The sequence below is a fragment of the Streptomyces sp. NPDC091972 genome (assembly GCF_044756385.1).
Lineage (GTDB): Bacteria > Actinomycetota > Actinomycetes > Streptomycetales > Streptomycetaceae > Streptomyces.
Genome location: NZ_JBIVSV010000001.1, coordinates 335,856 through 349,033, shown reverse-complemented (window position 1 = coordinate 349,033; position 13,178 = coordinate 335,856). Strand labels below are relative to the sequence as shown.

Here is a 13,178-nt window from a genome sequence, read left to right as displayed (position 1 = left end):
GGATCATGCGACGCATCGCCCGCGCCCCCTGGGAGCTCCTCAAGCGCGCCTTCGGCTGGCTCGTCCTCTTCGAACTGCGCAACAAGGTCCTGCTCCTGCCCTCCGCGGTGCGGCTGCGCCGCCTGGAGGACGCCGAGACCCGCCGCCTCGCGGCTGTCGTCGGGCCCGTGCCCGAGGCCCTCGTCGCCACCGTCATCGCGACCCACCGGCGCCCCGAGGCGCTGCGGGCGGCGGTCGCCTCGGCACTGGCCCAGACCGTGCGCGACCAGGTCGTCATCGTCGTGGACGACGGCGCGGGCCTCCCCGAACTCCCGGACGACCCACGGCTGTTCGCCGTCTCGCTGGCCCGCAACACCGCCGTGGCGGGTGTGGTGCGCAATGTCGGCATCCGTCTGACCCGCTCGCGGTACGTGGCGTTCCTGGACGACGACAACCTGTGGGAACCCGACCACCTGGAACGGGCGTTGGCCGTCCTGGAGTCCCCCGGTGGCCCCGACGGCGTCTACACCGCGCTGCGCCGGGTCCTCCCCGACGGCACCGAACGGGACGTGCTGTCGGTGGAGTTCGACCGGCGCCGGGCCGCCCGGGAGTCCTTCCTGGACACCAACGCGTTCGTCGCCCGGCGCGACGGCTCCCTGCGCTTCAGCCGGCTGCGCCGTACCCCGCAGGTGCTGCCGCGCGAGGACTGGGAGCTCGTGTACCGCTACAGCCGCGGGCACACCGTCCGCCATGTCCCGCACGCCACCGTGCGGTACCTGGTGAACCCGGGGAGCTTCTGGACGACGTGGTCTAGCTGAGCGCGCCCGGGCGGAGCAGCGCGGAGACCGCGGCCCTGCTGGCAGGCCGGCCCAGGGCGGCCCGTGACGTCTCCCGCAGCAGCACGGCGGCCCGGAAGCAGGCGGTCGCGACGGCTCCGTGGCGCCGCCGGTACAACCGCACCCGGTTGACCGTGAGCAGGGACCACAGCCGGGGCGAGACCTGCGAGTCGCCGCCGAGGTGGACCGCCTCGGCGGACGGCTCCAGCTGGGTGGCCCAGCCCAGGTCCCGGGCGCGCAGGCAGTACTCGGTCTCCTCGGAGTAGAGGAAGAAGGACTCGTCCCAGGGCCCGCAGGCGGCCCGGCACTCGGCCGAGACGGCCATGAGCGCGCCCGTGGCCCAGTCCGCGCGCGTGGGCCGCTCGTACGCCCCGGGGTCGGTGACCAGTTCGCTCAGCCGCGGGAACCGCCCGGCCCGCCGGTTGCCGATCACGGCCTCCCCCAGGGCCCGCAGCACACTCGACTCCCGCCGCAGCGAGTGGTGGGGGGTGTCCCGGCCCTCCTCGTACAGCAGGGGTACGGCGATCCCCACGCCGTCGCCGAGGCTGTCGACGAGACGTTTGGCGCAGCCCTGGCGCATCCGGATGTCGGGGTTGCAGATCAGGGCCACCCCCAGGTCACCGGCGGCCTGCAACGCCGCGTTGACCCCGGCCGCGTACCCGGCGTTGCGGCCGGTCTGCACGAGGGTCGCGTCGGGGGCCAGTTTCGCGAGGACCTCCACGGTGTCGTCGGCGGAGTCGTTGTCGGCGACGACCAGCCGCCAGTCGAGGCCGGCCATGCCGTCCGGGAGGGCGGCGAGGAAGCCGGGCAGCACTTCGGCGCTGTTCCAGGTGACGACGATGACGGCGACGGGGCTCAACGGGACTCCACGAGTTGGGGAAGCCGGTCTTCGGCGGTCTCGGCGGGCACGGCTGGGGCAGCGGCGGCCGCCGCCTCGCGCCGGATGAACCCGAGGTAGCTGCCCCCCGCCCCCAGCACCAGGAAGAACATGCCGGCGAACATGGGGAAGCTCAGCGAGTCGAAGGTGGCGCTGCTGACCAGGGCGACCAGCGAGGAGGCGAAGAACGCCTGCCCGAGCTCGCGGTCGGATTCGCCGCGGGCGAGCCTGCGGATCGCGCCGCCGTGGTGGATGCCGGTGACGAACAGGACGAGCAGGGCGACGAGTCCGAGCACCCCCATCTCGGCCAGGGTCAGCATGTACTGGTTGTCGGTGAAGAAGTACAGGTCCGGGGTGAAGGTGCCGAAGCCCCGCCCGAACAGCGGGTGTTCCTTCAGATAGGGCACGATCGCGCTGTACTTGACGGTGCGGGCCTGGGTGCTGCTGTCCGAGTTGGACAGGAAGGACGCGAACAGGCCCGTGATGGTGCCGATCAGCCCGGGGACGAGCACCTTGAACACGGCCACGGAGGCGGTCATCACCCCGATCGCGGCCCAGCGCCGGGCCGGCTTCCAGCGCGGCACCATCACCAGGGCCACCAGCAGCAGCCCGACGATCGAGGTCCGCGACACCGACAGGGGCAGCGCGCCGCCCATGAGCACCACCGGGCCCCAGCGGCGCAGGACGTGGCGGTGGCGCCGTACCGGGTCGAAGGCCTGCTGGATCGCGAAGGGCAGCAGGATGGCGAGCATGCCGGCGAACTCCAGCGGCTGGGCCGTGGTGGCCCGGGGCCGGGTGAAGGCACCGCGGTCCATGACGCTCACCTGGGCCACGCTGGTCTGGAGGCCGGGGATGTGGATGGAGTCGGCGATGTTGGTGGCGGCGAAGAAGTCGTAGAAGCCGATCGCGGCGACGACGGAGGCCAGGACGACCACCCGGCGCATCAGGACGTCCAGCCGGCCGCGCTCCTGCATGGCGGCGGAGGTCAGGACGACGAGCGAGACCCACACCAGGTAGCCGATGAGCCCGCGGTCGGCGCCGAGGATCTCCTGGTGCGAGCTCTCGCGCATGGCGTCCGCGATGTAGGCCATGAGGACGGCCGTGCCGAGGACGCACATCGAGACCCGGACGAGCCTGGTGCCCGGGGCGGGCAGGATGCGGCCGCCGAGCCAGGTGGCGAGGTACCACAACAGGCCGAGCAGGGCGAAGACGTTGGCCGGGGTGCCGACGCCGCCGAGGGCGGGCAGGGCCAGGTTCGAGGGGATGAAGAGGGCCAGCACCAGGTAGACGGTGAGGATCGCGGTGGCGTCGACCCTTCGGTTCAGCCAGCCGACCCGTGCGCGGGTGGGAGCGCGGGCCTGGCGTGTCCGGGCGGCGGCGCTGCGGCGGCGCCGTACGACCGTCACGCCCTCCATCAGGATCGACAGCAGGAAGGCGCTGACCACGCCTCCGATGACGACGGCTGCGATGCCCTGGTAGCGGTTCTTCGACTCCGCCACCGGGGTCTGCGGCAGGACCACCGGGGCCGTCTGCACGAGGTAGGCGGGCGGCACCTTGGCGGCGGCCTGGAGGGCGTCGAGCTGCTCGCCCGCGAAGGCCGTCAGGATGTCGGTCTCCTTGAGGACCTTCTCCCGGTCGGTCCCGGTGACGCTGAGCACCAGAAGCGGGCTCTCGCTGTCCGGGGCGAAGCCGGTCGTGTACGGGTCGGTGACGCCCCTGCCGTGCAACTCCTTGGCCGCGTCGCTCGATTCGAGGGTTCTGATCAGCACGTCGGCGGTGACGATCAGCGAACCGCCCGCGTTCGAGATGGGGTTGCCGAAGGTGGGCGCCAGCCGGGCGACGGCCGAGGAGTCCAGCAGCGCGACCGAGCTCTGCGACTGGTAGGAGACCGGGACCGTCTCGTACAGATAGGCGCCGCCGAGCAGACTGAGCACCGTGAAGGGCACCATGAAGTACCACCGTCGGCGCAGAATGGCCCATATCTCACCAATGCTCACGAACCATTCCTCCTTTCGGTGGCATCCGGACACATGTCCTGCCAGTATCGGGGGCGACGGAAGGAACTCACATGTCGCCCGGGAACGTCGCCGACGCACTGCTCCGCCGCTGGTACGTCCTCGTGGTGGCGCTGCTGTTGACGGCTGCCGGGGCCTACCACGTGGTGCGCCCCGCCCCCCAGTTCGTCGGCTCCGCGGTGGTGGTGCTCAAGCCTCCGGTGACGCAGAACCAGCCCAACCAGCTCACCAACCTCCAGCCGCCGCTCGCCGTGCTCTCCTACGGGGTGGTACGGCAGCTGGAATCCCCGGCCGGAGCCAGGGAGTTGAAGGCGGCCGGTGTGCGCGGGACCTACCACCTCGTGCCCCGCAACAGCGGCACCAGTGCGACGCCCCGTTATCTGATCCCCTCCCTCCAGGTGCAGTCGCAGGCGTCCGGTGCCGAGGCCGCGGTGACGTCCGTGAGCCGCATCATCGACGTCTACACCCGTCATGTCGACGCGTTGCAGAAGGCCCAGGGGGTGCCGGCCGGGGCGCGGATCACCGCGACCGTCCTGACCTCCCCGAGCGCCGCCCAGGTGCAGGGGAACAAGAGCCGTGGCCTCGCGGGTACGGCGTTGCTGGGCGCGGCGGGCGGAGTCCTCGGCGCGTTGTGGCTGGACCGGTTCCTGCTGAGCCGGCGCAAGGACGCCCCGGGCCGCCGCCGTCGCACCGAGCCGGTGCCCGTCGTGAGCTGAGTGGAACAGGTGGCTCATCAGATGCCGCGGCGCTTCCAGGACTCCCACCACAGCCACTCGCGCCCGCGTTCGGCCACGGCCGACCACACCAGCGGCTGGAGGTAGGGCATGGCCTTCGGCCCGATCCGCCGTCTGAGCCGCAGCGCCCGGTACTCGGGCAGGGCCCGGTAGCCGGGCAGGCACTCCTCGGCGAACGCCACGCACTCGTCGACCGGGACGACGCCGGTGCGTCCGCGGTCGTAGGCCCGGTAGGCGCGGCGCAGCGCGAAGCGGGCGAGCCGGGTGTGGACCTGGTCGGCCAGGCGGTCGGCGTCGGGCAGCCGGTCGCCGCACTTGGCGAGCACCGAGTCGAAGGCCACGAGCCGCTGGCGCAGGTCGTCGAGCTGGCCGCCGAAGTCGACGGTGGACATGTTCTTGCCGTGGACGCGGTAGAAGGCCTGGTCGGCCCCGCGTATGTAGCCGACGTCGGCGTGCGCGGCGAGCCGCATCCACATCTCGATGTCGCCGGCGTGCGGCAGCGCCGGGTCGTAGCCGCCGACCCTGCGCTGGAGGCCGGTGCGGACGACGACCTCCGGTGAGGTGATGCAGCCGGTGCCCTCGCGGAACCGCCGGTCCAGCCACCAGTGCCCGGGGTAGACGACCGAACCGGTACTGCGGGTACGGGCCTTGGGCAGCGGGCCGCCGTGCTGGAAGCGCAGGGGGCGCCCGTAGGCGAAACCGGCCTCGGGGTGGGCGTCAAGGAGGGCCGCGGCCCGCACCAGGGCGCCCGGGACCAGCCGGTCGTCGGCCGAGAGGAGGGCCACGTAGTCGCCGTCGGCCCACTCCAGCAGGCCTTCGTTGTACGTGGCGATGTGCCCCTTGTTGGTCTCGTGGACGTGGACCTCGATCCGCGGGTCGGAGGCGGCCAGTTTCTGCGCCACCTCCGCCGAGTCGTCGGGCGAGGCGTCGTCGATGATGAGCACCCGGACGTCGACGCCGTCCTGCTCGTCCAGGACGCTGCTCACACAGTCGGCCAGGAAATGGCCGTACTTGTAGCAGGGGATCACAACACTGACGGTGCTCATCTGTGGGGAAGCCAATCCCCGGTGGTGTCCGTGCCGGAAACCCGGCGCGGACACCACCGGTGGGTTCTGGTCGGTCAGTTCTTCTTCTTGTGGACGGTCGTCCTGCTGGTCAGGGTCCAGGTCCTGGACTTCACCGTGTGGTGCTTCTTGTCCTGGGCCTTGACGCCGATCCTGAACCGGGTGCCGTCCGGAAGGGGCGACGACAGGTGCACGGACACCTTGTGGGTGGCCCGGTCGTAGGAGGTGACGGCCGTGACGTGGAGCTTCTTCGCGGCCTTGGAGCCGCTCAGGACGGTCACGGTCGCCGTGACGGACGACAGCTTCGAGGCGGGCAGCGTGGTGACGAGCGGACTCGTCGCGTCGGCGGTGTGCGCCAGCGAGGACGCTGTCACCTCCGAGGCGTTGGCCGTCGCCAGGGACGCGCTCGGGTCGTCGGCGGTGAAGACCGGGCCGACCCAGTAGTTCGCGGACCCGTACGAGCCGTTCGGGAAGGCCGTGGAACTGCCGTACCGGTAGAGCCCGTTGTGGTGGGCGCTGGTGTCGGCCGTGGCCGTGAGCGGATAGGACTGGTGCGCCGCCGTGAAGTAGCCGCCGTCCACCGCGTAGTTGCCGTTCGGCGCGTGGTAGGAGGCGACGTAGGCGGTGCCCGCGGTGACGGCCACCGGGTTGGCGAACGTCATCGTCTGCCAGCCGGACGGCGACTCGGCGGTGAAGGTGCCGGTGGCGAGCAGCGTGCCGTCGTCCGACCACAGGCTGCCGGTGTGGGTGCCCGTGTTGGTCGCGCCCTTGTAGAACGTGACGCCGGTGATCCAGCCGTCGGCCGAGGACGTGAACCGGGTGCCGAGTTCGACCGAGTTGCCGTCGCCGGTCACCGCGGCGGTGGCCGGGGTGGCGGAGGAGTTCCACAGCGTGCAGGGGCAGGTGACCGCCGGCGGCTGGGAGCTGGTGGTGAAGCTCCACGTCACCGGGTCCGCCATGGCGTTGCCCCACAGGTCGGAGGCCTGGACGGACGCGGTGTAGGTGGTGTGCAGCGCCAGCTCGGTCGACGGGGTGAAGGTCGCCTTGTTCGACGCGGGGAGCGTCTTGGCGCCCGGCACGGTGTTGCCGTCCGGGTCCTTCACGGTGAACGTCAGGCTCTCGGCGTCGATGGCGTGGTCGAAGACGGCCGACACCGGGGCGGTGATCGAGGTCCCGGTCGCGCCGGAGGTGGGCGAGGTGGAGGTGACCGCCGGCGGGGTCGTGCTGGCCGTCGAAGTGTCCAGCACCACGTCGACCCAGTAGTTGCTGCCGGAGGACGCCGAGGACGGGAAGGCGCTGGTGGAGCTGTACCGGTAGACGCCGTTGCCGCCGTCGGTGCCGGACTGGAGCCCGGTCAGCGGGGCGAGGCCCGCGGCCTTGCCGGAGAAGTAGCCGCCGTCGTACGAGTATCCGCCGTTGGGCGCGAAGTACGAAGCGACGTAGGTGGTGTTGGCCTTGACGGTCACCGGGGTGGAGAAGTTGAGCTGCTGCCAGCCGGAGGCCGTCTCGCTGGTGAAGGTGCCGGTGGCCAGGCGGGTGCCGGAGGCGGTCCACAGGCTGCCGGTGTGGGTGCCGGTGTTGGCGGGCGACTTGTAGAAGCGGACACCGGTGACGGAACCGGCCGTCGTGGTGCGGAACTTGACGCCCAGCTCCAGGGAGCTGCCGTCACCCGCGTTGACGGTGCCGGGCACGGAAGAGGCCGGCCAGATGGTGCACGGGCAGGTCTGCGGGCCCACGGTCAGCGGGACCGTGGTGGTGGCGCCGATGTTGACGCTGTCGTCCACCGCGCGGACCTTGACCGAGGCCGAGCCCGGGGTGGTCGGTGTCCAGGTGTAGCTCCAGGAGGTGAGGCCGGTGGCGGCCTCCCAGGTCGAGCCGCCGTCCGTGGAGACCTCCACGCGGGCCACGACGCCGCCGGAGTCGGAGGCGGTGCCCTTGACGGTGACCGGTTTCAGTGCCGGGACCGTGGCCCCGGAGGCCGGGCTGGTGACGGTGACGGCCGGGCCGGTGGTGTCGGTGGAGGCCGTGGCGGCGACGAGGTTGCTCTGCCGGGTGAGCGGCTGGACGCCCATGTCGGCGAGGATGTTGACGGTCGCCTGCTGCATGCGGGCGTCCTCGGTGACCACCGTGTCGGCCGGGTCGTACGTCGGCAGGTTGGTCAGGCCCCAGGACCACTGCACGGTGCCCGCGCCGAACACGAGGGCTCCGGAGTCCTGGTCGCGGAACTCGACGAGGTTGTGCGTGGCGGTGCCGTTGCCGTACATGTTGCCCCAGTCGAGGCGGTACTTCCCGTCGTTGATGTCCACGGTGGTGGACGACAGGTGGATCGCGCCCGCGGGACGGGTGCTGTTGGGGATGTCGCTGTCCCACTCGTACCCGAGGGTGCCGGTCGGGAAGGTTGCCGTCTGGTTCGCCGTGAGGTTGGCGATGGAGGTGCCCCGCCACAGCCGGTTCTTGCCGTACGAACCGGGGACCGTGATGGCGTCGGCGCGGTAGCCGTTCACCGTGAACATGGAGCCGGTCAGGATGTTCGGCGGCTGGTAGGCCTGACCGTACTGGGTGCTGGTCGGGTCCATCCAGGTGCCGGTCCACTCGCCGCTGGGGTCGGCGATGCCGTTGTTCTGCGCCATCTTGGTCATCTTGTAGCAGACCATGGTGCGGTTGGCCGTGTTGGCGCCGTCGATGCTCGGGGCGAGCCGGGTCTTCCAGAACACCTCGTTGCCGCTGAAGTAGGCCTGCCGGACGCCGGCCTTCCGTGCGGCCAGGACGTTGGAGTACTGGCTCTGCGTCCAGTACTCGTCATGCCCGGAGGACATGTACACCTTGTGCTTCTTCAGCAGGGTGGCGCCGTTGACCGACACGTCCACGCCGGACAGGTAGCTGACGTCGTAGCCGTTGCGCTCCAGCCAGGACAGCATCATGTACTCGGAGCCGTAGATGCCGTTGTCGCCGCCGATGTCCAGCGGGCGGTTGTAACTGACCTCGTAGGCACGGCCGTCGGGCGCGGGGCCGGTGCCGCCGTAGAGGTCCTGGCCGCCGTAGTCGTTGTACGCCTGCCAGGTCTGGTCACTGGTCTGCACGACGATGTCGGAGGTGCTGGAGTCCTTGCGGACGACGAACGGGTACGGCATCAGGCCGTCGCCGTCGGTCTGGGTGAGGTTCGCGATGTACAGGCCGGAGACGGCGTCGGCGGGCACCGTCCAGTTCACGGTCGTGGGCCAGTTGCCGCAGTCGACCAGGCCGGTGGCGGCCTTGGTGGTGCAACTGGCGGGCTTGGTCGTGTAGTTCGCCGGGTAGGTCGTCGCCGCCTGGGCCGGGGTGGAGATCAGACGTGCCCCGTCACCGCCGTACCAGCCGAGGCGGTAGATCTCCACACGGTACGAGACCGGCGACTGGATCTTGAACTGGACGGTGTCACCGGCCTGGACGCTCTCCTTGGTGGAGAACCCCTTGATGTCACCGTAGGCGTTGGGCGAGTACCAGTCGGACATCGGGCTGCCCGCCTTGGAGTTCTCGCATACGACCGGGTTCGAGCCCGTACCGCAGGGATCGGCCGCCGCCTGGGCGGACCCCGCCTGCGGGAGCACAGCCCATACCAATGCGGCTACGACGGCGAGGCGCCCGCCCCGGAGCCGTCTGCTCCATCTGTTCATGTGTACCTCTCAGCGGTGCTGTGCAGGACCGACCCGGAAGTCGGGGTGAGGCGTGTGGTGAGGGGACCGATCAGCCTCGGAGCGCTTCGGCGAGCGCGGCCACGACCTGGTGCTGCTGGTCGGGGGTGATCTGGGGGTAGAGCGGCAGCGACAGAATCCGCTCGGCGGCCTTCTCGGCGTGCGGGAAGTCGCCCCGCTCGTGGCCGAGATGGCGGTAGGCCGGTGTGAGGTGGACGGGGGCGGGATAGTGCACCCCGGCGCCGATGCCCTCGGCGTTGAGCTTGCCCACGACGTCGTCGCGGTCTGCTCCGGCGATCCGGACGACGTACAGGTGCCAGACGTGGACGTTGCCGGGGGCCGTCACCGGGCGGACGACCCGGCCGGCGTCCACGAGGTCGGCGAGCAGTTCGTCGTAGCGGGCGGCGGCCGCCCGGCGGGCCGCGTTGCCGTCGGCCAGCCGCTTGAGCTTGGCCCGCAGGACGACGGCCTGGAGTCCGTCGAGGCGGCTGTTGAAGCCGGGGACGTCGTGCCGGTACTTGGCGATGCCGCCGTGGTTGGCGATCGCCCGTACCAGGCCGGTGAGTTCCTCGTCGTCGGTGAGCACCGCGCCCGCGTCCCCGTAGGCGCCGAGGTTCTTGCCCGGGTAGAAGCTGGTGGCCGCGATGCCGCCGCTGCCCGGCGCGCGGCCGTCGCGGGTGGCGCCCTGGCACTGGGCCGCGTCCTCCACGACCCGTACCCGGTCCGGGAGTTGGGCGGCCAGCTCGGTCACCTCGGCCATCTGCCCGTACAGGTGGACCGGCACGACCGCGCGGGTGGCCGGGCCGACCGCGTCCAGCGCGGCTCCGGGGTCGAGGAGATGGCTGTCGGGCAGGCAGTCCGCGAGGACCGGCCGGGCGCCGATGCGGGCGACGGCGCCGGCGGTGGCGATGAAGGTGTTGGCGGGGATCACGACCTCGTCGCCTGGGCCCACCCCGCTCGCGCGCAGGGCGAGTTCGACGGCGTCGGTGCCGTTGGCGACGCCCACGCAGTGGGCGACCCCGCCGAACTCGGCGTACTCGCGCTCGAAGCGCCGGACCTCGTCGCCGCCGACGAACGCGGTGTTCGCCAGCACCCGGTCGAAACCGGCCCTGACCTCGTCGGCGACCTCCTCATGGGCCGCCTTGAGGTCGACAAGCGGAATCTGGTTCATGTCAGCGGTCCCCCCACTGTCGGTGTCGCGAGTTCTTCCAGCGCGGGCGCCCCCGCCGCGCGCAGCCGGCGGGCCGGGCTCCCCACCCAGACCTCACCCGGCGGAACGTCGTCGAGCACGGCACTCCCCATGCCGATCTGCGACCACGCCCCCACGGTCGTGCCCTCCCTGACCAGGGCGCCGGAGCCCACGTAGGCGCCGCGCTCCAGCCGTACTGCCCCGCCCAGCCGGACCCCGGAGGTGAGCGTCGCGAAGTCCCCGACCGTGTCGTCGTGGGTGAGCACGACGTGCGGCATCACCGCCACATGGGCGCCCACCCGGACGGCGGCGGTCAGGACGCAGTGCGCGAGCAGGACCGAGCCGGGGCCGATCCGCGAGGTCGCCGAGACCGCCGCGGTCGGGTGGACGACGGTGGCGTAGCGGTCCTCGGGCAGGCCGAGCCGCCGGACCAGCCGGGCGCGGACCGCGTAGTCGCGCGGGTTGCCCACGCAGATCACCACCCGCACGTCGGGCAGTTCCCGGACCAGGTCGCAGCCGCCGAGGACCGGCACGCCGTCGACCTCGGTGCCGTGCAGGTCCGCGTTGTCGTCGACGTGTCCGAGCAGCTCGAACTCACCCGAGCCGGCCACGGCCTGGGCGGTCTCCCGGGCGAAGCCGCCCGCGCCGACGATGACGAGTCCGGTCATCCGCGGGCCTGTTCGCGCAGTGCGGCGACGACCCGGTCCTGCTGGGCCTCGGTCATCGTGTGGAACAGCGGCAGGATCAGCGAGTCCCGGCTGATCCGCTCGGTGACCGGCAGCGGCACGCTCGGGTGGTCGGCGTAGGCGGGTTCGAGGTGCGCCGCCATGATCCCGCGCCGGGCGGAGACACCGGCGTCGGCGAGCGCGGCGAGCAGGTCGTCCCGGCCGACGGGGAAGTCCTCGGCGAGGAGCACCCAGTACGACTGGAAGTTGCTCTGCCCGTGCGCGGGGTCGCGGACCGGGGTGAGGCCGGGCAGGTCGCTCAGCAACTCGTCGTAGCGCGCGGCCAGTTCGCGGCGGCGGGCGATCATCGCGTCGAGCTTGCCGAGCTGGACCAGGCCGATCGCGGCCTGCACGTCGGTCATCCGGTAGTTGAAGCCGACCTCCAGATAGCTCTCCAGCACCGGCTTGTTGCTCGCGTGGCGCTCGGCCGCCGAGGCGTTCATGCCGTGTTCGCGCAGCCGGCGCAGCCGGGTGGCCCACTCGGCGTCGTCGGTGGTGACCATGCCGCCCTCGCCGGTGGTGACGAGCTTGCGGGGGTGGAAGGACCAGGCGGCGAGCAGCGCGCCGTGGCCCACGGGCTTGCCGCCGACGGTCGAGCCGATGGCGCAGGCCGCGTCCTCGACGAGCGGCAGGTCCCAGTCGGCGCAGGCGGCCCGCAGGGCGTGCACGTCGGCCGGTACGCCGCCCTGGTGGACGGCGAGGACGGCCTCGGTGCGCGCGGTGCGGACCTGCTCCACGGTGGCCGGGGTCAGGTTGCCGGTGACCGGGTCGACGTCGGCGAACACCGGCTCGGCGCCGACGTACCGCACGGCGTTGGCGGTGGCGATGAACGACAGCGAGGGCACCACGACCTCGTCGCCGGGCCCGATGCCGAGGGCGACCAGCGACAGGTGCAGGGCGGTGGTGCAGGAGCTGACCGCGACGGCGTGCTCGGCGCCCACCCGTTCGGCGAAGGCCCGCTCGAAGGCGGCGACCCGTGGGCCCTGGGCGACCCAGCCGGACAGCACGGCATCGGAGGCGGCCTCGGCCTCCTCCTCGCCGAGCCAGGGGATCATGACGGGGATGCGGTCGGTACTCACCGGGCGGCCTCCTCGGCGGCGGAACGCTCGGCGCGCCACCACTGGACCAGGTCCTTCAGGCCCGTGCGCAGGTCGATCTCCGCGGTGAAGCCGAGCCGTTCGGCGGCCTGGGTGGTGTCGGCGAGCCGGCGCACCACCGAGTTCACCGAACGGGCGGGTCCGTGCACCGGCTCCAGGCCCTCGGCGCCCATCGCCTCCAGCAGCCCGTCGGCGAGTTCGCGCAGCGAGGTCTCGGTGCCGCTCGCGATGTTGAACACCTCGTCGGTGACGTCGGACTCGGCGGCCAGCACGTTGGCCCTGGCGATGTCACGGACGTCGACGAAGTCCATGGTCTGGGTGCCGTCGCCGAGGATCAGCGGCGGCTCGCCCGCCTCGATGCGCTCCATCCAGCGGATGAGCACCTCGGTGTACAGGCCGTGGATGTCCATCCGGGGGCCGTACACGTTGAAGTAGCGCAGGGCCACGTAGTCGAGCCCGTACATGGCGTGGAAGCTGCGCAGCATGCCTTCGTTGAAGGCCTTGGCCGCGCCGTAGAAGGTGTCGTTGTTGTACGGGTGGTGGCGCTCGGTCGTCGGGAAGACCTCGGCCATGCCGTAGACGGACGCCGACGAGGAGGCGACCACCTTGCCGACGCCGGCCGCGGCCGCCGCCTCCAGCACGTTGAAGGTGCCGTCGACGAGGACCTCGTTGGCGAGCCTCGGCTCCTCCGCGCACTGGGTGATGCGGATGGCGGCGAGGTGGAACACCAGGTCGGCGCCCTCGGTCACCTTCTTCACGGTGTCGACGTCCCGGACGTCGCCCTCGACGACCTCGACCACGCCGCTGGGCAGGGCCTGCGCGAGGTTGGCCCGGCGCCCGCGCACGAAGTTGTCGAGTACGACGATCTCGCGGGCGCCGCCCTCGGCCAGCAGGTCGACCAGGTTGGAGCCGATGGTGCCCGCTCCCCCGGTGACCAGGATCTTCTTGCCACGTACGCTGCTCAACTGCTGTGCCCTCTCAGGGAATCGCA

The 13,178-nt window shown here is 71.6% G+C and carries 10 protein-coding genes; 2 read left to right on the top strand and 8 right to left on the bottom strand.

Annotated elements, in window-relative coordinates:
• Window positions 1-5 precede the first annotated feature (5 nt).
• Window positions 6-797 carry a glycosyltransferase family 2 protein gene (locus tag ACIQJT_RS01610; RefSeq protein WP_365454629.1) on the top strand — a complete coding sequence of 264 codons (792 nt, stop codon included), beginning with the start codon at window positions 6-8 and terminating at the stop codon, window positions 795-797.
• Here ACIQJT_RS01610 and ACIQJT_RS01605 read toward each other — a convergent pair.
• Window positions 790-1,674 (bottom strand): glycosyltransferase family 2 protein, encoded by an 885-nt coding sequence (locus tag ACIQJT_RS01605; protein ID WP_402638944.1) that lies wholly within the window; start codon window positions 1,672-1,674, stop codon window positions 790-792. The two genes, ACIQJT_RS01610 and ACIQJT_RS01605, sit on opposite strands and share 8 nt — an antisense overlap.
• Window positions 1,671-3,689, bottom strand: a complete 2,019-nt coding sequence (locus tag ACIQJT_RS01600) for an O-antigen ligase family protein (RefSeq protein ID WP_402638942.1) — start codon at window positions 3,687-3,689, stop codon at window positions 1,671-1,673. The genes ACIQJT_RS01605 and ACIQJT_RS01600 overlap by 4 nt, the downstream gene beginning before the upstream one ends.
• A gap of 71 nt (window positions 3,690-3,760) precedes the next feature.
• Here ACIQJT_RS01600 and ACIQJT_RS01595 point away from each other — a divergent pair, with 71 nt between their 5' ends.
• The gene (locus tag ACIQJT_RS01595; protein WP_402638940.1) at window positions 3,761-4,423 is read left to right on the top strand and encodes a hypothetical protein; all 663 of its coding nucleotides are present in this window, start codon (window positions 3,761-3,763) and stop codon (window positions 4,421-4,423) included.
• Between the two features lie 17 nt (window positions 4,424-4,440).
• Here ACIQJT_RS01595 and ACIQJT_RS01590 read toward each other — a convergent pair whose 3' ends face one another.
• The 6 genes from ACIQJT_RS01590 to ACIQJT_RS01565 all read right to left on the bottom strand — a co-directional run bounded on the left by ACIQJT_RS01590 (window position 4,441) and on the right by ACIQJT_RS01565 (window position 13,152).
• The gene (locus tag ACIQJT_RS01590; protein ID WP_402638937.1) at window positions 4,441-5,487 is read right to left on the bottom strand and encodes a glycosyltransferase family 2 protein; all 1,047 of its coding nucleotides are present in this window, start codon (window positions 5,485-5,487) and stop codon (window positions 4,441-4,443) included.
• A gap of 74 nt (window positions 5,488-5,561) precedes the next feature.
• Entirely contained in the window at window positions 5,562-8,996 is a 3,435-nt protein-coding gene (locus tag ACIQJT_RS01585; protein WP_402638935.1) for a DUF4082 domain-containing protein, read from the bottom strand.
• Between the two features lie 232 nt (window positions 8,997-9,228).
• A complete protein-coding gene (locus ACIQJT_RS01580) occupies window positions 9,229-10,347 on the bottom strand; it encodes a DegT/DnrJ/EryC1/StrS family aminotransferase (RefSeq protein ID WP_402638932.1) in 1,119 nt (372 codons plus the stop codon).
• A complete protein-coding gene (locus ACIQJT_RS01575) occupies window positions 10,344-11,033 on the bottom strand; it encodes an acetyltransferase (protein WP_365454608.1) in 690 nt (229 codons plus the stop codon). The genes ACIQJT_RS01580 and ACIQJT_RS01575 overlap by 4 nt, the downstream gene beginning before the upstream one ends.
• The gene (locus tag ACIQJT_RS01570; RefSeq protein WP_402638930.1) at window positions 11,030-12,169 is read right to left on the bottom strand and encodes a DegT/DnrJ/EryC1/StrS family aminotransferase; all 1,140 of its coding nucleotides are present in this window, start codon (window positions 12,167-12,169) and stop codon (window positions 11,030-11,032) included. Before ACIQJT_RS01570 ends, ACIQJT_RS01575 begins: the two co-directional genes overlap by 4 nt.
• Window positions 12,166-13,152, bottom strand: a complete 987-nt coding sequence (locus ACIQJT_RS01565) for an SDR family NAD(P)-dependent oxidoreductase (RefSeq protein ID WP_365454602.1) — start codon at window positions 13,150-13,152, stop codon at window positions 12,166-12,168. The genes ACIQJT_RS01570 and ACIQJT_RS01565 overlap by 4 nt, the downstream gene beginning before the upstream one ends.
• Between the last annotated feature and the right edge of the window lie 26 nt (window positions 13,153-13,178).